The sequence below is a fragment of the Advenella sp. RU8 genome (assembly GCF_048381675.1).
Lineage (GTDB): Bacteria > Pseudomonadota > Gammaproteobacteria > Burkholderiales > Burkholderiaceae_B > Advenella.
In genome coordinates this window covers 76,213-100,703 of sequence record NZ_JBLWIS010000002.1, presented here as the reverse complement: position 1 = coordinate 100,703, position 24,491 = coordinate 76,213, and the positions used below count along the sequence as shown (strand labels likewise).

Annotated in this window: 23 protein-coding genes and 1 tRNA gene; 16 read left to right on the top strand and 8 right to left on the bottom strand. The window is 47.9% G+C overall.

Features of this window, described 5'->3' with window-relative positions; translation table 11 throughout:
- Positions 1-46: 46 nt before the first annotated feature.
- From ACM5Q9_RS02975 to ACM5Q9_RS02965, 3 genes are all read left to right on the top strand, one after another.
- Positions 47-673 (top strand): TRAP transporter small permease subunit, encoded by a 627-nt coding sequence (locus tag ACM5Q9_RS02975; protein WP_418143242.1) that lies wholly within the window; start codon positions 47-49, stop codon positions 671-673.
- Entirely contained in the window at positions 670-2,595 is a 1,926-nt protein-coding gene (locus ACM5Q9_RS02970; protein WP_418143241.1) for a TRAP transporter large permease, read from the top strand. Before ACM5Q9_RS02975 ends, ACM5Q9_RS02970 begins: the two co-directional genes overlap by 4 nt.
- A 193-nt stretch (positions 2,596-2,788) precedes the next feature.
- A complete protein-coding gene (locus ACM5Q9_RS02965) occupies positions 2,789-3,514 on the top strand; it encodes a hypothetical protein (RefSeq protein WP_418143240.1) in 726 nt (241 codons plus the stop codon).
- Between the two features lie 58 nt (positions 3,515-3,572).
- Here ACM5Q9_RS02965 and ACM5Q9_RS02960 read toward each other — a convergent pair whose 3' ends face one another.
- On the bottom strand, positions 3,573-4,004 hold the full coding sequence (locus ACM5Q9_RS02960) for a PaaI family thioesterase (protein ID WP_418143239.1): 432 nt from the start codon (positions 4,002-4,004) through the stop codon (positions 3,573-3,575).
- 423 nt (positions 4,005-4,427) lie between these two features.
- Between ACM5Q9_RS02960 and ACM5Q9_RS02955 the strand changes: the two genes are divergently transcribed.
- A complete protein-coding gene (locus ACM5Q9_RS02955; protein WP_418143238.1) occupies positions 4,428-4,679 on the top strand; it encodes a hypothetical protein in 252 nt (83 codons plus the stop codon).
- 46 nt (positions 4,680-4,725) lie between these two features.
- Here the strand turns inward: ACM5Q9_RS02955 and ACM5Q9_RS02950 are convergent, their stop codons facing one another.
- Both ACM5Q9_RS02950 and ACM5Q9_RS02945 read right to left on the bottom strand, forming a co-directional pair.
- On the bottom strand, positions 4,726-4,983 hold the full coding sequence (locus ACM5Q9_RS02950) for a hypothetical protein (RefSeq protein ID WP_418143237.1): 258 nt from the start codon (positions 4,981-4,983) through the stop codon (positions 4,726-4,728).
- A 128-nt stretch (positions 4,984-5,111) separates the two neighbouring features.
- Positions 5,112-5,480: a single-stranded DNA-binding protein gene (locus tag ACM5Q9_RS02945; RefSeq protein ID WP_418143236.1), complete on the bottom strand. Its 369-nt coding sequence runs from the start codon at positions 5,478-5,480 to the stop codon at positions 5,112-5,114.
- A gap of 351 nt (positions 5,481-5,831) precedes the next feature.
- On the opposite strand from ACM5Q9_RS02945, the gene ACM5Q9_RS02940 reads away from it, so the two are divergent.
- The 4 genes from ACM5Q9_RS02940 to ACM5Q9_RS02925 all read left to right on the top strand — a co-directional run bounded on the left by ACM5Q9_RS02940 (position 5,832) and on the right by ACM5Q9_RS02925 (position 9,466).
- The gene (locus ACM5Q9_RS02940) at positions 5,832-6,071 is read left to right on the top strand and encodes a DUF333 domain-containing protein (RefSeq protein ID WP_418143235.1); all 240 of its coding nucleotides are present in this window, start codon (positions 5,832-5,834) and stop codon (positions 6,069-6,071) included.
- Positions 6,072-6,168: 97 nt separating this feature from the next.
- Entirely contained in the window at positions 6,169-6,405 is a 237-nt protein-coding gene (locus ACM5Q9_RS02935; protein WP_418143234.1) for a hypothetical protein, read from the top strand.
- A gap of 567 nt (positions 6,406-6,972) precedes the next feature.
- Positions 6,973-9,000, top strand: a complete 2,028-nt coding sequence (locus ACM5Q9_RS02930; RefSeq protein WP_418143233.1) for a DUF2849 domain-containing protein — start codon at positions 6,973-6,975, stop codon at positions 8,998-9,000.
- Positions 8,984-9,466, top strand: a complete 483-nt coding sequence (locus ACM5Q9_RS02925; protein ID WP_418143232.1) for a DUF934 domain-containing protein — start codon at positions 8,984-8,986, stop codon at positions 9,464-9,466. Before ACM5Q9_RS02930 ends, ACM5Q9_RS02925 begins: the two co-directional genes overlap by 17 nt.
- Before the next feature lie 539 nt (positions 9,467-10,005).
- On the opposite strand, the gene ACM5Q9_RS02920 is transcribed toward ACM5Q9_RS02925, so the two are convergent.
- From ACM5Q9_RS02920 to purN, 5 genes are all read right to left on the bottom strand, one after another.
- A tRNA-Val gene (locus tag ACM5Q9_RS02920) sits at positions 10,006-10,082 on the bottom strand.
- A 291-nt stretch (positions 10,083-10,373) separates the two neighbouring features.
- On the bottom strand, positions 10,374-12,641 hold the full coding sequence (locus ACM5Q9_RS02915) for a UvrD-helicase domain-containing protein (RefSeq protein WP_418143231.1): 2,268 nt from the start codon (positions 12,639-12,641) through the stop codon (positions 10,374-10,376).
- Positions 12,638-13,843, bottom strand: coding sequence for a fatty acid desaturase (locus tag ACM5Q9_RS02910; RefSeq protein WP_418143230.1), 1,206 nt, complete (start codon positions 13,841-13,843; stop codon positions 12,638-12,640). Before ACM5Q9_RS02910 ends, ACM5Q9_RS02915 begins: the two co-directional genes overlap by 4 nt.
- 274 nt (positions 13,844-14,117) lie before the next feature.
- Positions 14,118-15,629, bottom strand: coding sequence for an RsmB/NOP family class I SAM-dependent RNA methyltransferase (locus tag ACM5Q9_RS02905; RefSeq protein WP_418143229.1), 1,512 nt, complete (start codon positions 15,627-15,629; stop codon positions 14,118-14,120).
- Positions 15,630-15,634: 5 nt separating this feature from the next.
- Positions 15,635-16,297, bottom strand: a complete 663-nt coding sequence (gene purN, locus ACM5Q9_RS02900) for a phosphoribosylglycinamide formyltransferase (protein WP_418143228.1) — start codon at positions 16,295-16,297, stop codon at positions 15,635-15,637.
- 47 nt (positions 16,298-16,344) lie between these two features.
- Between purN and ACM5Q9_RS02895 the strand changes: the two genes are divergently transcribed.
- Genes ACM5Q9_RS02895 through ACM5Q9_RS02860 form a run of 8 tightly spaced genes read left to right on the top strand, consistent with a single transcriptional unit; the run spans position 16,345 to position 24,487 of the window.
- Positions 16,345-17,310, top strand: a complete 966-nt coding sequence (locus ACM5Q9_RS02895; protein ID WP_418143227.1) for a bifunctional riboflavin kinase/FAD synthetase — start codon at positions 16,345-16,347, stop codon at positions 17,308-17,310.
- Positions 17,300-20,161 (top strand): isoleucine--tRNA ligase, encoded by a 2,862-nt coding sequence (gene ileS / locus ACM5Q9_RS02890; RefSeq protein ID WP_418143627.1) that lies wholly within the window; start codon positions 17,300-17,302, stop codon positions 20,159-20,161. The genes ACM5Q9_RS02895 and ileS overlap by 11 nt, the downstream gene beginning before the upstream one ends.
- The gene (lspA, locus tag ACM5Q9_RS02885) at positions 20,154-20,666 is read left to right on the top strand and encodes a signal peptidase II (RefSeq protein WP_418143626.1); all 513 of its coding nucleotides are present in this window, start codon (positions 20,154-20,156) and stop codon (positions 20,664-20,666) included. Before ileS ends, lspA begins: the two co-directional genes overlap by 8 nt.
- Positions 20,663-21,859, top strand: coding sequence for a bifunctional phosphopantothenoylcysteine decarboxylase/phosphopantothenate--cysteine ligase CoaBC (coaBC, locus tag ACM5Q9_RS02880; RefSeq protein ID WP_418143226.1), 1,197 nt, complete (start codon positions 20,663-20,665; stop codon positions 21,857-21,859). The genes lspA and coaBC overlap by 4 nt, the downstream gene beginning before the upstream one ends.
- Positions 21,860-21,893: 34 nt before the next feature.
- Complete coding sequence (locus ACM5Q9_RS02875; RefSeq protein WP_418143225.1) at positions 21,894-22,547, top strand: DedA family protein; 654 nt, start codon at positions 21,894-21,896, stop codon at positions 22,545-22,547.
- A gap of 37 nt (positions 22,548-22,584) precedes the next feature.
- On the top strand, positions 22,585-23,010 hold the full coding sequence (locus ACM5Q9_RS02870; protein ID WP_418143224.1) for a hypothetical protein: 426 nt from the start codon (positions 22,585-22,587) through the stop codon (positions 23,008-23,010).
- Positions 23,007-23,453 carry a dUTP diphosphatase gene (dut, locus tag ACM5Q9_RS02865; protein ID WP_418143223.1) on the top strand — a complete coding sequence of 149 codons (447 nt, stop codon included), beginning with the start codon at positions 23,007-23,009 and terminating at the stop codon, positions 23,451-23,453. The genes ACM5Q9_RS02870 and dut overlap by 4 nt, the downstream gene beginning before the upstream one ends.
- Positions 23,454-23,473: 20 nt before the next feature.
- Positions 23,474-24,487, top strand: coding sequence for a Bug family tripartite tricarboxylate transporter substrate binding protein (locus tag ACM5Q9_RS02860; RefSeq protein WP_418143222.1), 1,014 nt, complete (start codon positions 23,474-23,476; stop codon positions 24,485-24,487).
- Positions 24,488-24,491 lie beyond the last annotated feature (4 nt).

The following is a 24,491-nucleotide window of genomic DNA, read 5'->3' as shown; positions in this document are numbered from 1 at the left end:
CGGCACGAAGGCTGCTTTCACCAATCAATACTGCCTGGCGATTCTTATGCGAAAAATATTGCGCTTTATTGATAAATTCAACACCTTTATAGGGCAAACATTCAGTTGGTGCGCACTTATTCTTACCCTGTTTATTTCCTATGAAGTATTTTCCCGTTATGCCCTGCATCAACCCCATGCCTGGGCGTTTGATGTCATGAACATGCTGTATGGTGCACTTTTCATGATGGCGGGGGCCTATACCCTGGGTAAAAACGGGCACGTCCGCGGGGATGTATTGTATGGTTTTTTTCCACCACGCCTGCAAGCCAGCCTGGATCTGCTCCTGTATATCATTTTTTTCTTTCCTGGCATTATTGCCCTGGTTTGGGCAGGCTACAACTATGCCGCCGAATCCTGGATCATTAACGAACACTCAACCATTACCGCCAACGGCCCGCCAATTTACCCATTCAAGGCCATTATTCCGATTGCCGGCTTTGCCCTGCTACTACAAGGATTTGTCGAAGTTGTCAGATGCGTAGGTTGCCTGAAAAACGGTGAATGGCCTTCAAGGGATATTGATGTTGAAGAAGTTGATGTAGATAAACTGAAAGACATGGTTCATGTTTCAACGGAAGACATCAACAAAGCAGATGCCTTTACAACAGAACAAAACGGAAAAAAAACATGAAAAAAGAAGCCTGGTTCGGACTAACCATTTTATTCGGCATTATTTTAACTCTGGTTATTTTCATGCCTGCTCCCGCTGACATCACTAACGGGCACATGGGACTGCTGATGCTGGCCCTGATTGTGGTCGCCATCATGTTGGGATTTCCTACCGCATTTACCTTAATGGGCATGGGTGTTGGCTTTACCTTATATGCCTACCGCGATATGGGTACCCAACTGGCCATTGAACAAACCCTTGACCTGATGGTTTTACGCACCTACGCCGTCATGACCAACGATGTCCTGATTGCGGTACCCCTGTTCATTTTTATGGGCTATCTGGTTGAACGGGCCAACCTGATTGAAAAACTGTTCATAAGCATGCACCTGGTCATGGCCCGCATACCTGGCTCGCTGGCTGTTGCCACCATTATTACCTGCGCCGTATTTGCTACGGCAACCGGTATTGTAGGTGCCGTAGTAACACTAATGGGCCTGCTTGCTCTGCCCGCCATGCTAAAGGCGGGTTATGACGTCAAGTTGTCGGCCGGTGCCATCACCGCTGGTGGTTGCCTGGGTATCATGATTCCGCCATCGGTATTGTTAATTGTATACGGGGCAGTGGCCGGTGTATCTGTGGTCAAACTGTATGCCGCTGCTTTTTTCCCGGGGCTTATGCTGGCCGTGCTTTATGTTGTATACGTAATCATCATGGCAAAGCTCAATCCAAAGATGGCTCCCCCTCTGTCGGAAGAAGAAAGACGCATTACACTGCCCGAGTTCGCAGAAAAAATAAAAAACTCAATCACCAATAAAGCCCTACCTGGCCTGTTAACTGCCCTCAAAGGCAAGCGAAATGACGGCATAACGGCAAAATCATTGCTTTATCAACTTTTCATTACCTTATTGCCTGCCATCGTTTTCTTTGGTGCCATGGGTATTACCTATGGGATTATTACAGCCCCAGCAACCCAACAAACCTATGAGCTTCAGGAAATGGGATTCGGCTCATTTAATACATCGCTAGACAATTACAGTAGCGGTCTCGCAGAGCCACCCGGTGCCGGTGGACTGGCAGAGCCTCCTGGTGCGTTAAGTGAACCACCCGGGGCTGAACCCATGGCACAAACACCAGCGCCAGAAGCCTTAACCTCCCAAGCCGAAGCCGTTACCAAGCCAGAAAGAACCAGTGCTCCCATGATGTTCTGGGTTATTTTTCTTGCCGGCCTGCTCCTGTTAATTGTTTTTTATGTTTTTTTTACCTTTGCCCGGCTGGAAATTTTCAAAATGCTCCTGGCCTCCTTCTTTCCGCTGGCTATTCTGATTCTGGCCGTGCTGGGCAGTATTGTATTTGGTTTTGCCACGCCATCTGAAGCCGCTGCCATGGGTGCACTAGGCGGACTGCTGCTGGCAGTTGCCTATCGCCGCTTGAATATGCCCATGCTGAAAGAATCGGTTTACTTGACGGCAAAAACCAGCGCCATGGTATGCTGGCTGTTTGTAGGCTCCAGCATTTTCTCCGCAGCCTTTGCCCTGTTGGGGGGCCAGGAAATTATTAATGCCTGGGTTTTATCCATGGATTTAACACCTGTTGAATTCATGATCATGGCACAAATTGTTATTTTCCTGCTGGGCTGGCCCCTTGAGTGGACCGAAATCATTGTCATCTTCATGCCCATTTTCCTGCCTTTGCTGGCCCACTATAATATAGACCCGCTCTTTTTTGGCATTCTGGTGGCCCTAAACCTGCAAACCGCCTTCCTTTCACCTCCCGTAGCCATGTCCGCTTTCTATTTAAAAGGGGTAGCACCACCACACGTCACCCTGAACCAAATATTCCTGGGGATGCTGCCGTTTATGGGCATCCAGATACTGGCCTTGTTCTTGCTTTATGTTTTCCCGCAGATAGGTTTATGGCTTCCCGAGGTTTTATATAAATAATAAAAGCAACTCAAAATCCATTTATAAAGATAGTACCGCCTGTGGGCGGTATTATCTTTTGCGCTCACCAATCAATAAATGCAATGATTAAGCCTTGCCTGGCAAAAAACGCAATTGCCCGAAAGAATCCTGAAACCGGCTTCCCCATCACCGACATGCTTGTATAATTGCCGCACTAACAGAAAGGATACTGATGAACCAAACCATCACAGAAATCGACGATATGGAAAGCGACGCGTTATTTTGTCCGGTAACCACCACTACCTTTATAAAAAATATTAGTGATGATATTTATCCTTTACTGGAACTGGCTTCCAATGAGCCGAATGCCACTGCCAGCCCTTTGCTTAAATCCATCACTGTATTACTTTGCAGTTATTGGCAAACCTATTGTTTTAACCTTGGGCAAGAGGCTTTTTACCGCAATCTGGAGACGGCATCATCTGCCACACAATTACCCCTGTCCATCAGAAAAACCATTGCCATTGATATAAACAACAGCCAAGACGAACTGGCAGCCTGGTCACTGGCTGGCGAACAATGGCGTGACCGTGTTGCCACCTACTTCAATGACGAACAATCCCACAAAATATTCAATACTTACCCGCCAGGTACCAGACAACTGGAACATTATTTCCAACAATTAACCGGCATCGAACAAATTTCGGATTTCTGGCATTGGGAGCAGGACGAATATCCCTTCCTTCATTCTGCATGCTCAATTGAGCAAGCCCGTGAAATACATGACCAACTAATGGCATTACCGCAAGAAATAAGCAACCAGCAAGACATTAGCTATTTAAGCTATCAGGCCGTTTGCGATTATTACACCCATATCCTGGGTCTGGCCATCAAAACCCAAACTGCCATCAAAGCACTGCTCGAAGCCAATCAAACTAGCAACCAGCATGAATCTTGATTGAGGCACCCGCCCTATTGCCTAGTGGACAAGACTCACCAGGCTCTGCCAGCCGATATCAAATTGTATTTTCCTGACTCTGTTTATCATGTCCGGGAATGGCATAAGTACCCACTGCATGCGCCACCGCCTGTGCGCTTCCATCGGAGTAGATAAAGACATCGCCCATCGCAAGGGTCCGCCCCAGCTTGATCAACCGGCACTCTGCAATAAGATCCCTGTCAGGTGAGGGCTTTCTTAAAAAAGAAATATTAAGATTGGTGGTAACGGCCAAAGGTACAATTCCGATTTCACCCAGGATGGCCACATATAAAGCAACATCAGCTGCTGTCATTAACGATGGTCCCGATACCGTTCCACCTGGTCGCAAGTCCTCATGACTGACCGGCCATCTTATCCGGGAAAATTTTTCACCCACACCTTCCACAATACATTTATTCTGGGGAAAATCCTTTTTCAGGAAGGCAATGATTTCTTCTTTTGACGCCATGTCTCCATCTCCTGTTTTTATCTATTGGCATTGACTGTACCTTATATTTGATCATCAGGAAACTATTGGGCAAAAAAAACCAGGGCTAGACAAGCCCTGGCATAAATTGCGCTAACAATGATACGAATCACTGAGCCCTTAGTGTAGGCCTTGCCTTTAGCTGCGTAAATCCCGTTATTAGAAAAACATAAGATAGATCAATCTTCTGCTTTATTTAGTTCAGATTTAAGCAAATACTCAAGACGGGACAACGATTTTTTATAAAAAGTGTTAAATATTATTAACTTTATATCATTAATAGTACTAATTCAAAAATTTGGTTTATATTCAACGTTTTAAACAAAAGATCAATATTTGAGGATACTGCATAGCAATGCAAGACCTCGTCTTTCATTCATAAATCTATATTTTCATGAGACAAAGATGAATTTCATCCCCAAAGAACATAAGATTAAATACTTTAATTTAAAAATAAATGTCCCTGAAGGCTATAAATATCTGGCCATAGATAATAATGGGACCTTGTATGCTTATCTCAATGAACCAACGTGGAACAAAGCCACAACATCCTGGGTACCCAACCTGCTAACCAACCAGCTTATGGAATTCCTTGAAATAGGTGTTGTTGAATCCCCTCATATCGCACCTGAAGACAGTTTGATGAAAATTGCCTGATTGCTGTCACGCATGCCATACAAGGACACAATAAATTTGATAATTATTAATTGTCCAAGGGATTCGTTTCAGGGCGGAATGCCGCCCAACCACCATTCTTGATAATAAAAACGCGATCCTGTTCATCCAGAAACTGCTTGATATAAGTACGAAAAGTCGAACTTGTAAAATCGTCCAGCCTCACCCACCAAAAAGATTTTAAAGCCCGCTGGGCCCCCAGGCGATCCAATTCATCATACAGGGCCAAATGTTTTTCCGCATTACCACTACTCAGGTCGAACGCCAAAAAAAAGGTTACTGCCATTGATTTCTCCTTCTTCATTTATCTAAAAGAGCCTCTCAAACAGCAAAGACTTATTCATTAAAGCACGTATCTTACCCATGTAACATGACATCTTTCTTTATCTTGAAGAAAAATATCATTATGCTGAATCACGCTTCCTCAAAATCATCATTAAAATCATCCTGTCTGCCATGGTTTCTGGCACCTTGAACTTCATCACGCTTTCTCCTGACGTGATAAGCCGATAGGACTGCATGGGCAACCATATCCAGCACAGGCCTGGGGCCATCTTGAGAATCCCATACCCTGGGAGTAAGTGAACCCGCCACCGACACGCTGTCTCCATCCTGCAAGGCAAGCAACTGCGAGCAAGCCGGCTGGTTAAAGCAAATAATATTGACAAAAATAGTATCTTGCTCGGTTGCCGCACGTACCTTGGCCGTTACATAAGAACCATTTTTACCCTGACCTTGCTTGGGCTGACCGAAAATTTTTCCGGCAATCAATCCATCAATCATCTTCAGACTCCCTAATACTGAATAATTTATCGTTAGCACAAGTCACTGCGTGAACTTTAACGTGCATTTTTCCGGCATTCATCATACCTGTTTTAGTCAACTTTATTTTTCCCCTTTCGTAGTCGGCTAACACCGATTTTAAACGGACCATGGTTTTTCCTGTGTCCGTTTTTTATCTTGCTTTACCCTGCTTTATCCTTTTACCCGTCATCTTTACTTGCGGTTAAAATTTCCATATTATTTACCAATATCATTTTTCTTTCCTGAGCCATCCACCTTTTAATCTTCAGGATCATTCAGAAAGTCTGATATTTAATCGTACACCCACCTAGCCTGTCAAAGGAATTCATGATGAAAATCACACGGTATCTTGTTTTTGGTGTATTGATGCTTTCGGCATGTTCTTCCACCCCACCTCTTAATATGGCCAATCCGGCTTCAATTTTTTGCAATCAAAAAGGGGGAAAAATAATCATCAAAGAAGGGACAAATGGCCAATATGGAGTTTGCCAATTTCCAAATGGAAAAGAAATTGAAGAATGGGAATTTTACCGTCAACATTACCAAGTTACCAAAGCTCCTAAACTGTAATAGGCCAATTAACTTTCGATGTTAAGATGGCAACACAATCAATACTCATTGACCGACGATCATCAAGATAGGTCTCAATCTTAAAAAAAGGCACTTTATGTCACGCTACATTTCTTACGAAAACATGGACGGCATCACTGAAAAGCTTGCGCTAGACCAATACGACCCAATCCCACAAAATATTACTGAAATCAAAAAGCTTCTGGTGAAAAAACTGGATATTGATTCGACCGACCAAACCCCGGAATCGCCAAAAACCCCCGAAGAGCTGCTAGATGCCGCCCTGAATAACGTCAACATTGCACCCTCAACGGTCAAGCTGGTTATTAATTAAGGCAATCAGCCCCACTCTACTTGCGCGTACACATTCTGGTGTAAGTGCACTGTTAATAATGGCAATCATTTTGGATTGCCATTATTAATTTCTCTTTACAGAAAATCAGCTCACTCAACAGGCTTAAACGCCATGATGCCCTTTCAAAGCAAATCAGCCGCTTATTTTCCATATAAAAACAACAATTCATAAGCACAAAGCATAAGCTCCCTCTCGCGGCCTGAATAATTGGCCTGGCGGACAAGCCCATTAATGCTTATATATATCCAAAAAATCTTTTTTTATGACTTTCTTTTATATCAAGTGAGTAGAGAATGGCCTGAAAATTGTATAAAGTATAAGTAAATCTTTGTTTTTTTCGAATTTATATGAGTTTTTTTGATATATCACAGTTATTTTTATATAACCAATACTTATAAAAAAGGCTCGTAACAATTTTCAACCACTGGATCAATGTCTAAAACTTTTTTTAACTCATTGAATAAAAATGAAAATCAACATCGTCCAGTGGTTTTCATGATGAATATGGGTACTGCAATGATTGGCAGTACCTAAGGAGTTTAATTAATGGGCAATACAGCTGAACTGACACTTTTCTCGGCAAACCGTCTACATGACGGGATTGTTGTTTGGCTGGGAGAAAATAATGAATGGGTACAAGAGCTACAACTAGCCTCATTATTCGACAAAGAAAGCCTGGAAGCAGCCCGTAACACGGCACAGCAGGCCAGCAACCAAAATTTCGTCGTCGGCGTTCAGGAGTTACCGGCAACCCGGGAAAACAATATTCCCGTCCCCTGTGACTATAAAGAACGTATCCGTAGCAAAGGTCCTTCGGTTCGTCCTGATCTGGGCAAGCAATCCGGGGATGCCAATAATGGCAGCCCCGCTTACAGCAAGACACTGCAACCTCGTCAAGCCAATAGCAAAGCAGGTATTTACCAATATGATGACGATGAGCATGCATTCCTGAAAAACCGTGCCCGTTTTTTTGGCGAGCAGGTTCAACGCCGCTTAAGCGGAGAGCTGACCGAAGACGAATTCAAGACCTATCGCCTCATGAATGGCCTGTATTTACAGCTGCATGCCTATATGCTCAGGGTCGCTATTCCTTATGGCGCCTTAAGTGCCGAACAGTTAAAACAGCTTGCCTATATTGCCCGTACTTATGACAAAGGATACGGTCATTTTACAACGCGCCAGAACATCCAATTCAACTGGATTCGGCTAGACCAGGCCGCTGACGTCTTGTCCGCCTTGGCCGATGTAGACTTGCATGCCATCCAGACCAGCGGCAATTGCATACGCAACGTAACTACCGACCAATTTGCCGGTGCCGCATTTGATGAGGACCTGGATCCTCGCGTTTATGCGGAAATCCTGCGCCAGTGGTCTACTGACCACCCTGAGTTCACTTATTTGCCCCGCAAATTCAAGATTGCCATTACCGGTAGCGCCAACGACAGGGCAGCCATCCGCTTTCATGATATTGGCTTAAGGGTCCTGAAAAACGAAGCGGGCGAAACAGGCTTTGAAGTGCATGCAGGAGGTGGCCTGGGTCGAACACCCATTGTGGCCACCAAGGTCAGGGCATGGTTGCCGCAACAGGACCTGCTTAAATATGTTGAAGCAATCGTACGCGTATACAACGCCCTTGGCCGTCGTGACAATCTATACAAGGCACGCATCAAGATTTTGGTCCGGGAACTTAAACCGGAAAATTTCATCCGCATGATTGAGGAAGAATTTAATTCCCTGCCTGATGATCGCCCACTGGTACACAATGAATTGGTTGCACATTTCAATGCCCGATTTGTGAGCCCTGTTTTTGACACTGATAGCGGCCCGTTTCCGGTGTTTGAAGCGGCACTCAAAAACAACGCGGCCTTTGCGCGCTGGGTCAAACAAAACACTTACCAACACAAGCAAGCCGCTTATATCAGCGCAGTTATTTCCCTGAAACCGCAAGGGGGGATTCCTGGCGATCTCAGTGCCGATGAAATGGATCTGGTTGCAAAATTGGCCGAACAGTTCTCACTGAATGAAATCAGGGTCACCCATGAACAAAATCTGGTACTGCCTCATGTAAAAAAAGAACATCTTTTTGAAGTTTGGCAGGCATTAACCCAGGCTAATCTGGCTACAGACAATATAGGCCTGATCACCGACATGATTGCCTGCCCAGGCATGGATTACTGCAGCCTGGCCAACGCGCGCTCGATTCCTGTCGCCCAAGAGGTTGCCGTGATGATTCATAAAAAGAACATCGAGCATGACTTAGGCAAGCTCACGCTTAATATTTCAGGTTGCATCAATGCCTGTGCCCACCACCACATCGCGAATATCGGCATTTTGGGTGTAGATAAAAACGGCGAGGAGTTCTATCAAATCACGCTTGGCGGGTCTGCCGATGAAAATGCTGTAGTAGGCAAAATCCTGGGGTCCTCGGTTACTTTTGAAGACGTTCCTGTAGTGATTGAGGAAATCATGAACATTTATCTTCGTGAACGCACAAGCGATGAAACTTTCCTGCAGACCTATCGTCGTATTGGCGCTGCACCATTCAAGGAGGCACTCAATGCTGCTGGTAAATAAATTTGGACAATTCATCAATGATCAATGGCAATATGTGGGTGCTGAAGACCCTATCCCCGCCAACGGCAATATTGTGATTCCACTTGCCCGATGGGCTGAAATTGAAAACCTGCCGATACAGAAAGGAATATGGTTAAATCCTGATAACCCTGTTAGCGATATTGCCGAGTTTTTACCCGCAGCAGCGCTTGTCCTGATCGATTTTCCGAAGTTCCGGGATGGCCGGGGTTTTACACAAGCTAAACTCATTCGTGAACGCTATCGTTTTGAAGGAGATATACGCGCTGGTGGGCATGTTTTACCAGACCAGTTTGCCTCAATGATTACTTGCGGCTTCAGCAGCGCAAAGGTTGCCAACACATTTCCAGAAGAGCGCTGGCTTCAAGCCGCAAAGTTCGCCGAATCACGCAAGACCTGCGCGGCACCTGGCAATTTGCTAAACAAGCTGGTTGGTGTATCCAATTAAGGCCAGTAAACTAAAAATAGAAAAATCTTCATAAGAGATATATATGAAAAAAGGACTTGTAAATTGCTTACAAGTCCTTTTCATTTTGTTTATCCAGATATCATGACCATCACCAAAAACCACCCTTCATCCTTAAAGATTGATTCCGGTTCAGTCGTGCCGCCTCCTGTTCGGCAAATGCTTCCTCTCCAGCCTCATAGGATCCTTCATATGAGCAATTACCCCACCATCCACATTCACTGACCCGACGCGAAGACGCAGGACTTGTTGAGAAACAGCCGGCAAGCAGTGCGGAAAACATAAAAACCAAAGCAATTCGATAAAAAAACCGCATAGAGATAAACCTTGCTTTATAAAATGAATCTAGTTAACCATTCTATAATAATTACGTCAGCCTAGAACTTTAAACACATTAATTTTTATTAGCCAGGGCAGTGGCCTGATTCTGGCAAAGCTGATTTTTTAGATAACAAAAAACCCGCAGAACATTTTATTCATGCGGGTTTTGTGATATTTTTGGCACCTATTTGGTGTTTTACTGGTAGGCGGTACTGGAGTCGAACCAGCGACCTCTACGATGTCAACGTAGCGCTCTAACCAACTGAGCTAACCGCCTTCAGGAAAGAATATAATTATATGCACCTATTATGATTCTGTCAACAACCCAAGCAAAAACAACAAAAAGCCAGCGAATTTATTTAGAGAATGTTGTTTTTTGGCTAGAATAGCCTACACCAACATCCATAATCCCGTATACCTCTACTTTTGAACCGCTTAGAGGGGCCTTGCCCGAGTTGGACGCACAACCGGACAAGAACCCCAAAAAACAACACGATATCAGCAACATTCTCTTCATTTAGCACCTCGTTATCCGGCTTAATTGTGGCACCCGTTATGGGCACAGAAATCAGGCAATAATTTCAAGCTTGGCAATTCCCAAAGCCAGTGTTTTTGCACCGGCATTCTGGAAAATGATTTGTGCCTGGGCATCGTTACCTTGACCGCTTAAATTAATAATCGTTCCATCACCAAACTTGGCATGACGCACGCCCTGCCCGATTCTGAATTGCTGCTGACCAACCTGCACGCCACTACTAACCGTGCGGGGCGCGCGTGGTGCCATGATTCCACTTTCAGGGCGCCCAAAGGCATCACGTTGGTGAGATGACCTTGCCCCCCAGCCGTTTTGAGCAGCACCGTAAGTAGAAACCTTGGGCGTTAGCCATTTGATACAGGTTTCAGGAATTTCATCCAGGAAACGCGAACGAATGGAATAACGCGTTTGGCCATGCAACATACGGCTTTGTGCCATACTGATATACAAGCGCTCACGGGCACGGGTAATGGCCACATACATCAGGCGGCGTTCCTCTTCAAGCCCCCCATCGGCCATTAGGCTGTTTTCATGAGGAAACAAGCCTTCTTCAACTCCCGTAATAAACACCACATCAAACTCAAGGCCTTTGGCGGCATGAATGGTCATGAGCTGGATTGCATCCTCTCCAGCCTTGGCCTGATTATCACCCGCCTCTAATGAGGCATGGGATAAAAATGCAGCCAAGGGAGAAATCGCTTCCTGGAACATGATGTCCGGATCAACCGGAGCGGAAGGCTCGACCGCCTTGCCAGCGGGCATACCCTCGTAATTTTCCTCCAGAGAAAACACGGTCGCCGCATTGACCAGTTCACTTAAGTTTTCAAGACGCTCTGCCCCCTCGCGTTCCTGTTCGTAATACTGTTTTAAACCAGAGAATTCGATAACGTGCTGCACCAATTCGGGCAAGGTAACCGTTTGTGCCACTTCAGCCATTTGCTTGATAAGTTGTACAAATGAGGCAAGATTGCTTCCCCCTTTGCCAGATACGGCACCAATGGCATGTGCCATGCTGCAGCCAATTTGACGCGATGCATCGGTCAGGTTTTCAAGGGTTCGGGCACCAATACCCCGAGTGGGAAAATTCACCACCCGCATGAAAGAGGTGTCATCACCCAAATTGGCCACGAGCCGCAAATAGGCCAGCACATGCTTGATTTCCTGACGCTCAAAAAAGCGCAGGCCACCATAAACCTTGTAAGGAATCCGGGAAGAAAACAGCGCGTGTTCAATTGTGCGGGACTGGGCGTTACTGCGGTACAAAATGGCAATGTCACTTCTTGCCCGTCCTTCATTAAGCAGGGCCTTGATTTCCTCCACCAGCCATTGCGACTCTTGCAAATCAGTGGGCTGCTCTATGATACGCAAAGGCTCACCGGCACCGCGATCAGTCCAGAGATTTTTACCCATGCGGTCATTGTTATGCTCTATAAGCGCATTGGCCGCATCCAGAATATTACCAAAAGAACGGTAATTTTGTTCAAGCCGGATAATATTGCCTTTGGCATAATCACGCTCGAAAGCAGCCATATTGCCTACATTGGCCCCACGGAACGCATAAATGGACTGGTCATCATCACCCACGGCAAACAATGAAGCCTCTTGACCGGCAAGCAGGCACAACCATTTGTACTGCAAATCATTGGTATCCTGAAACTCGTCAACCAGGATATGCCGGAAACGACGCTGGTAATGCTCTCGCACCAGGGCATTCCTGGCTAATAATTCATAGGCACGCAACAGCAGTTCAGCAAAATCAACCACACCTTCACGTTGGCATTGTTCCTGGTATAGCTGGTAAATATCTACCATCCGCTGGCGATGCGCATCCCAGATTTCCATGTTTTCAGGACGCTCACCCTTGTCCTTGGCCGCATTGATGAAACGCTGCACGTCTTTGGCAGGAAACTTTTCATCATCGATATTGGCGGTTTTTAGCAGGCGTTTGATGGCCGACAACTGGTCTGCCGTATCAAGGATTTGAAACCCCTGGGGCAAGCCGGCGTCGCGGTAATGGGCACGCAGCAAGCGGTTGCACAGGCCGTGAAAAGTACCTATCCACATGCCACGGGCATCAATTGGCAGCATACCCGTTAAACGGCCCAGCATTTCCTTGGCGGCTTTATTGGTAAAAGTAACCGCCAGCAAGCCATAAGGTGAAACCTGGCCCGTTTGTATGAGCCAGGCCATGCGGGTAGTAAGAACCTTGGTTTTGCCACTTCCGGCGCCTGCCAGAACCAGCGCGTACTGCGCAGAAGAAGTAACCGCAGTACGCTGTTCGGGGTTGAGCTGATCGATCATGCCGCGTAACGTCGCAGGCGCAATGCAAATTGCTCAAGTCCCTGGATGCCACTTTGTTGGGCCTGCTGGCACCAAGCCTGCAAATCCTGTAACAGCTGTTCGCTGCTAGCCGTAGAACTTGCCCAGACACGGGTAAGCTCATCACGCATATTGACCAGGGTTGCCAACACTTTGTTTTGCGACAATGCCTGCTCAAGCTCTTCTTTTTCAGTTGGCTTCAGTGACTGTTCTGCCTGGGTAATACGATCAGCCACCGTTTTCAATAATGCAGCCTGCTGGATGCTGAAGCTGTCCTTGACGCTTTTGAGGCGATCGATTTCTGCTTGCGCCGCCTGCTTGAGCAAATCGGCATAACGGGTCATGATTTCATAACGATGGGTAATTACACCTTGCAGGGTTTTTTCAGTCACCTGGCCGGAATTATGTTCCAGTTTTAATTTGGGTGCGACTTTACGCACTTTAGCCAAACCAACATAACCCATTAGCTTTATGTACAGCCAGCCAATATCAAACTCGTACCACTTACTGGAAAACTTGGCTGATGTGCCATAAGCATGGTGGTTATTGTGCAATTCTTCGCCACCGATAATAATGCCAATCGGGAACAGGTTTGTACTGCTGTCCGGGCTGGAAAAATTACGGTAACCAATATAATGACCCAAACCGTTCACCACACCCGCGGCCCAAAACGGGATCCAGGCCATTTGAATTGCCCAAACCGTAAGGCCGGCGGCACCAAACAGCAACACGTCGACCACCAAGGTCAAAATAATTCCCAAACCGGAATGACGGGTGTAAACGTTACGCTCCAGCCAGTCATCGGGGGTTCCGTGACCATAGCGCTTAAGCGTTTCCTCGTTGGCGGACTCTTCGCGATACAGCTCTGCCCCTTTCCACATGACCTTTTCTATGCCATACACAATCGGTGAGTGCGGATCACCTTCTTTTTCACATTTTGCATGGTGTTTACGGTGAATGGCAACCCATTCCTTGGTAACCATGCCCGTAGTAAGCCACAGCCATAAACGAAAAAAATGGGATACAACAGGGTGCAAATCCAAACCGCGGTGAGTCTGGCTGCGATGCAGGAAAATAGTTACTGCAACAATGGTGATATGCGTAAGAACCAGTGTTACGAGAATAAGTTGCCACCAGGACAATTGCAACAAACCACCAGCCAGAAAATTAAGAATGCTATCCATAAACCTTATCAGGTCTCCTAAAAACGTTTGTTTCTGTACTCAGGATTGGAATGACAGCAGAAGAAAAAGTTCTGTTCCAGCCCTGCTTACTTGCTTCAACAGATTACCATCTTGCTGAAAACATTATAAATCTAATAAATCTATCAAAAGCATTAAATAACTTAATAACAGATTGATTTGATTAAAGAATCATTATTACATGTTTATATATGCAACGCAAAATAAATGGCGGCTTCTTCACTTGGAAAATGAAGTAGCGGCCATTTTGACTTGTTTACGACGACAGTTGTTCTTTTACAGACTTGTCTTCACTTGCGCCGGAGTCTTCCGATACATCAGTTTCAATGACGGAAACCGCATTGTTTGCCGCAACCTCTTCAGACGCAGCCACTTCTGCAGTCTTTGGCGCTTCATCAGCCACCTCTTTTTTTGCCGCTACTTCGTCCTTTTTACGGCGCTCAAGCACTGCAGCAAAAAAACCGTCCGTCCCATGCACATCAGGACGCAGGTGGAGATATTCATTTTCCATGACTAGATTAGGACAACGGTCGCCCAAGACCTGGTTAACATGCAGCAACGTAAAGTCGGGGTGGTTTTGCAGGAAACGCTCAATCTGCTGCTCATTTTCCTCGGGAAGCACGCTGCAGGTTGAATAGACTAAACGCCCGCCTGGCGCCACACAACGCGAGGCGCTGGCTAAAATACTGGCCTGCAAGGCTGTCAACTCAGCCACATCTTTAGGCATTTGACGCCATTTAAGGTCAGGATTGCGGCGCAAAGTACCCATTCCAGTACAAGGCGCATCAACCAGAACCCTGTTCGCCTTGCCAGCCAGACGCTTTACACGGGCATCATTTTCATTGGCAATAACCACAGGCGTCACGTTGGACAAACCACTGCGGGCAACGCGTGGCTTGGCTTTTGCCAGACGGGCTGCAGATACATCAAAAGCATAAAGACGGCCAGTTGAGCGCATCAAGGCACCCAACAGCAGGGTTTTACCTCCCGCCCCGGCACAAAAATCAATAACCATCTCACCGCGCCGTGGGCTGACCAGCATACCCAATATCTGGCTGCCTTCGTCCTGCACTTCAAGTGAGCCGTTTTCAAACAGGGGCCAACGGTTAATAGCCGGCTTGCCCTTCAGGCGTATGCCCCACGGGGAATACGGTGTAGGCTGCGGCTCGAACGGTTCTGCGGGTGAATCCTTGAAAGCGGCCAGCACGGTGTCGCGATCGGTTTTGAAACTGTTGACACGCAAATCAAGTGGCGCTTTTTCGTTAAGAGCGGCAATCAGGGACTCTGCATTGTCAAGCTTGCTGAAATATTCATACAACCAATCCGGCAGGCTTCCGCGAACGGCAGGTGACAAGGCATTCAGATCGATGGTTTGCAAATGCTCAAGCCAGGCATTTTCATCATCGGTAAGAACGGCACGGATTGTATCGTGCCCCAGGGTTGATGACAGCCCAAGGATAGCCAAACGCTGCAACGATGAACCCACCCCGCTTTCTGCAAACTGCCGGTAACGGCGCAGGTTCCGAAGAATATCGAAGACCGCCTCGGCTACTTCAGCCCGATCACGGCTACCCAACTCTTTATTTTGTCGAAACCAGGTAGACAAAACAGAGTCCGCCGGATATTTCCATTTTTGGATTTCGGCAAAAACACTTTTAACCTGTTCTATGCGGATGGCATAAACCGGTGTTTTAACTAGCGGTTTTTCAAACCCTTTTTTTCTGCCAGCAGAAACCTTCCGGTTGCGTGAGGTGGCGCTTGAACTCATTTTAATTATCCTTTTTCTGAAAACATGAACAGTGAAGGCACTTCACGTTTATAAACAACCTTGCCATTATCGCCCAGTTCTATAATATCTTCTGCCAAATAACCGACTACCGCAGGAAACATTATGTGTTCCATGCCAAGCACCCGTTGCGCCAGATCGTCTGCCGTATCGGTTTTACGCACAGGCACGGCCGACTGCGCAATAATGGGACCATGATCCAGCACGGGCGTCACAAAGTGAATGGTGCAGCCATGCAACAGCACACCTGCATCCAGCGCTTGCTGGTGCGTGTCCAGGCCAGGGAAAGATGGCAGCAGGGAAGGATGAATATTAATCAACCGACCATGATAATGGCGCACGAATTTTTCGGTAAGAATGCGCATAAAACCGGCCAGCAATACATAATCTGGCTGATGGGTATCAATAATTTCCTGCAGGGCTTGATCGAATGATTCGCGCGAATCATAATCCTTGTTCAGGATTTCGTGTACATTAATACCCTGCTCTTTGGCCCACTCAAGGCCCTTGCTGTTCCTTGAGTGGGAAATAACAGCCGCGACATGGATATCAGGCCGGTTTTTGGCCATATTGACAATAGCCTGCATATTCGAACCCCGGCCCGAAATCAGCAGAACAAAACGTTTGGGTGATTGATTTACAACAGTCACAGCATAACTTCCTTCTTAATGAAGCGTAAAATTGTAAACTGTTATTCGTGAAAAATACTATTAATCTTTATCGTAATGCTTTCCCTGCTTCCCAACAACGGGCTAGCGCATTAACTATTGGCAACTTCGATGGTGTCCATCTGGGGCACCAGCAGCTGCTTGAGCGCGTCGTCAAGGTAGCCAGCCAAAAAAACCTGGCTCCTTCAGTCATGACATTTTTGCCACACCCCAGGGAATATTTTGCCTTACGCGAACAACGTCCCGAACTGGTTCCCACACGGATTTCATCCCTGCGCGATAAGGTCACGGCCCTGGCCAATGCCGGCATAGAACAGGTTTTTCTGAATCGCTTCAATAATAAATTCGCCTCCCTGAGTGCCGAACAATTCATTGAGGACATTCTGGTCCGCCGCCTGAACACCAAATGGCTGTATGTGGGTGTTGACTTCCGTTTTGGCAACAAACGCAGTGGTAACATTGCGCTTTTGCGTGATGCTTCCTCCCACTTCGGCTTTGAAGTTGAAACGCTAGAAGATGTCCTGGATGCACAAAACCAGCGCTATTCAAGCACCGAGTTGCGTAATGCCCTGGCCTTTGGCGACCTTGACCGGGCAAAAAGCTATTTGGGGCGGCCTTATGAAATCAGCGGCCATGTAATTCACGGCAAAAAACTGGGCCGCACCATCGGTTACCCAACCCTGAATATCCGCGCCATGCCACGCTGTGCCTTGCGTTCAGGTATTTATGTCGTTTCAGTCAAGGGTCTTGACGGGCAAATACTGCCCGGGATTGCCAGCCTGGGCGTACGGCCTACGGTCGAATCCGATGGCAAAGTATTGCTTGAAGTGCACATTCTGGATAAAACCGTATCTGCATACGGTAAACTTATTACTGTCGCATTCCTGCACCATGTGCGGGATGAAGAAAAATTTCCCAATTTACCCACAATGATCGATGCCATCCGCAACGATGAACGCATCGCTCGTAACTATTTTGCTGTCCATGGACTATAAAAACACTTTAAATTTGCCCGAAACACTTTTCCCTATGCGTGGGAACTTGCCTAAACGCGAACCTGAATGGGTTAAACAATGGGAAGAAAATAAAGTTTACGAAGCCATTCGCAAGGCCAGCAAAGGCCGTCCAACATTTATCCTGCATGATGGCCCCCCGTATGCAAACGGCGACATCCATATTGGCCACGCGGTGAACAAAATACTCAAGGACATCATTCTAAAAAGCCGCAACATGGCCGGCTTTGATGCGCCTTACGTACCTGGCTGGGACTGTCATGGCATGCCCATCGAAATCCAGATCGAGAAAAAATTCGGCAAACATCTGCCCGTGTCTGAAGTGCAGGCCAAAGCCCGCGCCTATGCTTATGAACAAATAGAACGCCAGCGCAAAGACTTCAAGCGTCTGGGCGTATTGGGTGAATGGGACAACCCCTACCTGACCATGAATTTTGCCAACGAGGCCAATGAAATCCGCGCCTTGGCCGACATTCTGGACAAAGGTTATATTTTCCGTGGGCTCAAGCCGGTCAACTGGTGTTTTGACTGTGGATCCGCCCTGGCCGAAGCAGAGGTAGAGTACCAGGACCGCAAAGACCCCGCCATTGATGTCGCTTTCCCGTTTGCCGAAAAAGACAAACTGGCCAAAGCCTTCAAACTGGACAGCATTGACGATGGTGCCGTGGTCATCTGGACCACCACCCCCTGGACCATCCCGTCCAACATGGCGCTTAACATCCACCCTGAACTTGAATACTCGCTGGTACGCGTGACGCCCTCCCTGCCCACCGGGCCCTTGTTGCTGCTTGCCACAGACCGGGTAAAAGCCTGTCTTGAAGCCTGGGAACTGGAAGGCTCCATTGAAGCCAGCTGCATGGGTGCGGCGCTTGATCACATCGCCTTCCACCACCCCCTGTACCAGACAGATGCCGGTTATGACCGCCTGTCTCCCGTTTATCTGGGCGATTATGTCACCGTTGATGCAGGTACCGGCATTGTGCACTCGGCTCCCGCTTACGGTATTGACGACTTCAATTCATGCAAAAGCAATGGCGTCAAGGACGATGACATCATCAGCCCCGTGATGGCAGATGGCAAATATGCCAGCACCTTGCCATTGTTTGGTGGTTTGTCCATTTGGGATGCCAATCCCAAAATCGTTGAAACCATGAAAGAGGCCGGCACCCTCATCAAGGTAGAATCCCTGAAACACAGCTATATGCATTGCTGGCGCCACAAAACCCCGGTTATTTACCGCGCCACCAGCCAATGGTTTGCCGGCATGGACCGCCAGCCCAACGACGGCTCGGCCACCCTGCGTGAGAAAGCCCTGGCCGGCGTTGATGCCACCAGTTTTTATCCAGCCTGGGGTCGTGCCCGCCTGCATGCCATGATTGCCAACCGCCCCGACTGGACCTTGTCGCGCCAGCGTCAATGGGGTGTTCCCATGGCTTTCTTCGTACACAAGGAAACCGGAGAACTCCATCCACGTAGCGTTGAATTGCTGGAACTGGTTGCCCAACGGGTTGAAAAAGAAGGCATTGAAGCCTGGCAATCCCTGGATCCTAAAGAGCTGCTGGGTGAAGAAGCCGACCAATACGAAAAAAACCGTGACACCCTTGATGTCTGGTTCGATTCAGGCACCACGCATTTTACCGTCATAGGCGGCAAAGATCACGTTTGCAATGGTTCTCATGCAGACACCCTGCACTGGCCCGCAGACCTGTATCTAGAAGGATCAGACCAACACCGCGGCTGGTTCCACTCTTCCCTGCTCACCTCTTCCATGATGTTTGGCCAGCCACCCTACAAAGGCTTGCTAACCCATGGTTTTGTGGTTGATGGCCAAGGACGGAAAATGAGTAAATCCGTCGGTAACGTGATTGCTCCCCAAAAAGTCTCCGACTCTCTGGGCGCTGAAATCATCCGCTTGTGGACGGCCGCCACCGACTACTCCGGTGAACTGTCCATTTCCGACCAGATTCTCAAACGCGTGGTTGAAAGCTATCGCCGTATTCGCAACACGCTGTGCTTCCTGCTGGGCAACCTGAATGACTTTGACGCCTCCAAAGACCAGGTCAGCCTTGAGCAAATGTTTGAAGTAGACCGCTACGCGCTGGCGTTTACCAAGTCCATGCAAGACGAGGTACTGGCCAATTATGAAGAGCTGAACTTTCACCCCGCCGTGGCAAGACTGCAAATTTTCTGCTCGGAAGACCTGGGTGCGTTCTACCTGGATACCCTGAAAGACCGTTTATACACCAGTGGCAAAGACAGCCTGGCACGCCGCTCAGCACAAACCGCCCTGCTGCATATCACTTTCAGCCTGCTTAAATTGCTGGCGCCTATCCTGTCATTCACGGCTGAAGAAGCCTGGGCAGTCCTGCGAGAATCCACCCTGAAAAACACCGAACTGGCCAATGGCATTACCATTTTCACCGAGGTTTACCACGACATTCCAGTTCCCCAGGATAGCGATTCATTAAGTAGCAAATGGTCGCGCCTGCTGGAAATCAGGGCAGAGCTGAATAAACAGCTTGAAGACTTGCGCAGTGCCGGCCAGATTGGCTCAGCCTTGCAGGCAGAGGTAGATATTTACGCCAGCGAACAGGATCTGGCCTGGCTGCAAAGCCTGAAAGATGACTTGCGCTTCATTTTCATTGTATCCAGGGCAACCGTGCATGCAACGAGCGGAGACCTCCGTTTTGAAATTGCACCCTCCGGACATGAAAAATGTGAGCGTTGCTGGCATTATCGTGAAGATGTAGGCAGCCACCCCGAGCACCCCGGCATTTGCTCACGCTGCGTTGACAACCTGCATGGCGATGGCGAGGCCCGTGAATATGCCTGATCAGCATAACAACAGGCAGCCCATTGCCTATGGCATATGGATTGCCTGTGCCCTTTTCCTGATTGCCCTAGACCAGGCCAGCAAGCTGTATTTTGAATACAATTTTGAGTATCTCGAAAGGCTGAATATCCTGCCTTTCTTTGATTTCATCCTGGTTTACAATCAGGGCGCTGCCTTTAGCCTGTTTGCCGATGGCAATGGCTGGCAACGCTGGTTTTTTCTGGTTCTTGGATTGGGCGCTACCGGCTTCATCCTGTACTTGCTAAAAAAACACAAGGCACAAACGTTTTTTTGTTTTTCCCTGACACTTATCATGGCGGGTGCCCTGGGTAATGTGATCGATCGCATGGCTTATGGCCATGTGATTGATTTTCTTTTATTTTACTGGGGTAACGCCTATTTTCCCGCCTTCAATGTCGCGGACATTTGTATTACCATGGGGGCTATATTTCTCATTCTCGATGAGATCTTTCGTATTCGTCGTACCAAACAAGAGCAAGCATGAATCCAGACCTTTCCGGCAAACGCATCGTATTAGGCATTACAGGTGGCATTGCCTGCTACAAAGCAGCAGAGCTTACCCGTCGGCTCATGGATCACGGTGCCAGCATTACCGTAGTCATGACTGATGCGGCTACGCAATTTGTAACGCCCACCACGTTTCAGGCCCTGTCTGGAAACCCGGTCTATACAGAAACGCTGGATGCACGCATGGCCAACAGCATGGCGCACATCAACCTAAGCCGCCAGGCTGATGCCATCATTATTGTGCCAGCCACTGCCGACTTCATTGCCAAACTCAGCCATGGACTGGCTGATGACCTGCTTTCCACCCTGTGCCTGGCCAAAGGTGCCTGTCCCCTGATTGTTGTACCGGCCATGAACCGGGAAATGTGGGCACACCCGGCCACCCAGCGTAATATACAGCAGCTGGTACATGACAACACCACCATCTGGGGCCCGGGTTCCGGCTCCCAGGCCTGCGGCGAAACCGGCAGCGGGCGTATGCTTGAACCCCATGAGATTGTGAATGAAACCATTGCGTTTTTTCAGGAAAAACTGCTAATCGGCAAACGGGTGTTAATTACCGCCGGCCCTACTGCTGAACCGATTGATCCGATTCGGATGATTACTAACCGCTCATCCGGCAAAATGGGCTATGCCATTGCCCGGGCAGCGCGTGAAGCCGGCGCCGAAGTGATCCTGGTGTCCGGACCAACCGCCCTTGAGGCGCCCTATGATGTGCAACGTATTAGCGTTACCACTGCCCGACAAATGCACGAACAGGTCATGCAACATGCCCATGAGGCCGACATTTTCATATCGGTAGCGGCCGTTGCCGACTGGCATGTCAGCAATTTTCAGGAAAATAAAATCAAGAAAACCGAAAATAGCGGCCTTGATCTGAAATTTGCACCCAACCCGGATATTCTTGCCTCGGTTGCCGCACTTGAAAATGGCCCCTGGTGTGTGGGTTTTGCCGCCGAAACAGAAAACCTGCTAGCGTATGCGGAAAGCAAACGTCAACGTAAAAACATTCCTTTACTGGTAGGCAATCTGGCACAGGATGTCATGGATGCCGATTCCACCACGATGGTTCTTTTTGAGGAAAATGGTCATCAGCAACTGCCCACGCTTCCCAAATTGGCCGCGTCACGCCAATTGATTAAACATATTGCCCTGAAACTGCCGGCCTAAGCGCCTTGTTTCAGGGTCAACCGGTATATATTTCATGGACCAGCTGCTTAACCAGATCATTACTTTCATCCAGGACAACCAAGTATGGGCAGGCCCGATTATTGCATTGCTTGCCTTTGGCGAATCTATGCTGATTATTGGCCTGGCTATTCCGGCAACGGCCATTTTGCTGGCAGCCGGTACCCTAATCGGCTCAGGGGTGCTCTCGCCCTGGCCCATCATTCTCTGGGGCATCATAGGCGCCATTTTAGGGGATGCCCTTTCCTACTGGATCGGGCGATGGTTTGGGATGGATATCACACGTAAGTGGCCCCTGAACCAGCACCGGAAAATGATTGCACGCACCAGGCTGTTCTTTTACAAGTATGGTGTGTTGTCGGTTTTTCTGGGCCGCTTCATGGGCCCCATACGATCAACCATTCCAGCTGTTGCTGGCATCATGAACATGTCGCACATCCGGTTTCAAATTGCTAATGTGACTTCTGCCATTATCTGGATGCCAATCATGCTCATGCCCGGGTATCTGGGTGCAAAAGGTGCTGGTGCCATTTCCGACTCCCACGGTGCTGCTGGCGGAAGCACCCTATTAATTGGTACCATATTGTCAGTGGTTGCCGGCGTGTGGCTGGTCTATTCACTTATGAAAAAACCACCTGAAAACAAAAAAGAAAAACAAAAAAAGGAATAAATCCGCAAGCCATCATTAACAAGATAAAGGATGTATCATGCTAAAAAGCTACGAGAGCCCCAAAAATGGGGACTATGCTGCTTATATTGATGAGCTGTTAAAGCAATCATCCTTGTCTTCTCCCGTGCAAAACAAAGATGATGACGTTTTCCAGGACCCTACTGATGACTTTGCCAGTCATGAAGCTTTCCCCTCTGAAGTAACCGCAAAGCCAAGCTCTTACACCTTGCCTCCCCAGGAAAAACCAGCAGAAACCAGTAAACCCTCGGCCAGTAATGCCCCTACCTTGAACAAAAACATCAAAAGACTTGTCTTCCTGATTTTTCTGATCATTTTTCTAGGCTCCATTCTTACCGAGTCTGATGGGCACGGGGCGATTGTATTGTTTATAATAGTTGCCATTGCCCTGTTCCGGTTCCTTGCGTCAATTTCCACTTCCACCAATTCAAATAGGAAAAAATGAAAATAGACCTGAAGATTCTCGATGAACGTATGCGCTCACAATTACCGGCTTACGCCACAGGCGGTTCTGCCGGACTTGACCTGCGTGCATGCATTGATGAAGCCATCACACTAAAACCAGGCCAGACCACCTTGATTCCCACTGGTTTATCCATCCATATCAATAACCCAAACTACGCAGCCGTTATTCTGCCTCGCTCCGGGCTTGGCCATAAACATGGCATCGTGCTTGGCAATCTGGTTGGGCTTATTGACTCCGACTATCAGGGACAGCTCATGGTCTCTACCTGGAATCGTGGCCAAGCCGATTTTGTTATTTCCCCCATGGAACGTATTGCCCAACTGGTCATCGTTCCCGTACAGCAAGTAGAATTCAATATTGTCGATGAATTCGAAAACAGTGATCGCGGTGCCGATGGCTTTGGCAGCACCGGTCGCCATTGATTTTTTATAAGGACACAACAATGACACTGACTCGCAGAATGATCTTGAAAAGCGCTGGCGCCCTGCTGGCTTCAACCGGCATCCTGGGCTCTTCAATGGCAGTGGCACAGGATACAACGGCATCCTGGCCCGAAAAACCCATTAACTTTGTTGTTCCTTATGCTGCCGGTGGCCCACTTGATACCATTGCCCGTCTTCTGGGAGAAAAGGTACAAGAAGAACTCAAGCAAACTGTCATTGTTGAAAACAAAGCAGGTGCCGGTGGCAATATTGGTGCGGCTTCGGTCGCCAAGGCCAAGCCCGATGGCTATACCCTGGTCATGGGTGCCGTTGCGATCCAGGCGATTAACCCCTGGTTATACAAAAACATCACGTTTGATCCCATCAAAGATTTCGAACCGGTCATCATGGTCTCTTCTGTTCCTAATGTGTTAATCGTGAACAAAGACTTTGCCCAAACCAACAATATCAATAGCCTGCAAGATCTGATTGAATATGCCAAAAAAAATGTCGGCAAACTTAATTATGCATCGGGTGGCAGCGGTAGTGCAGGTCATCTGGCCGGTGAACTGATGAAAGCACGTACTGGCATTGATGCGGTACACGTTCCTTATGGTGGCGCCAACCCGGCCAAGCTTTCTTTATTGTCCAACCAGACCCAGTTCATGTTTGATAACCTGGCCTCTTCATTGCCCCTTATCAATGAAGGACAGGTTAAAGCGCTGGCCGTTACCACCACAGACGCCTCGCCCTTTTTGCCAGATACCCCCACCATGGAAGCGGCTGGCATCAAGGACTTTGATATTGGCACATGGTTTGGCGTATTTGCCACCGGTGGCACGCCTGAACCCATTATCAACAAGCTGAATAAAGCTTACGGCAACGCCATGAATGATCCTGCCATACAAAAGCAGCTAAAAACCATGGGGTCCGATACCAAACCGGGTACCGCACAAGAATTTGCCGATTTCGTCAAATCCGAACATGAGAAATACAAGGAAATTGTAGAAATCTCGGGCGCAACCATTAACTAAAAGC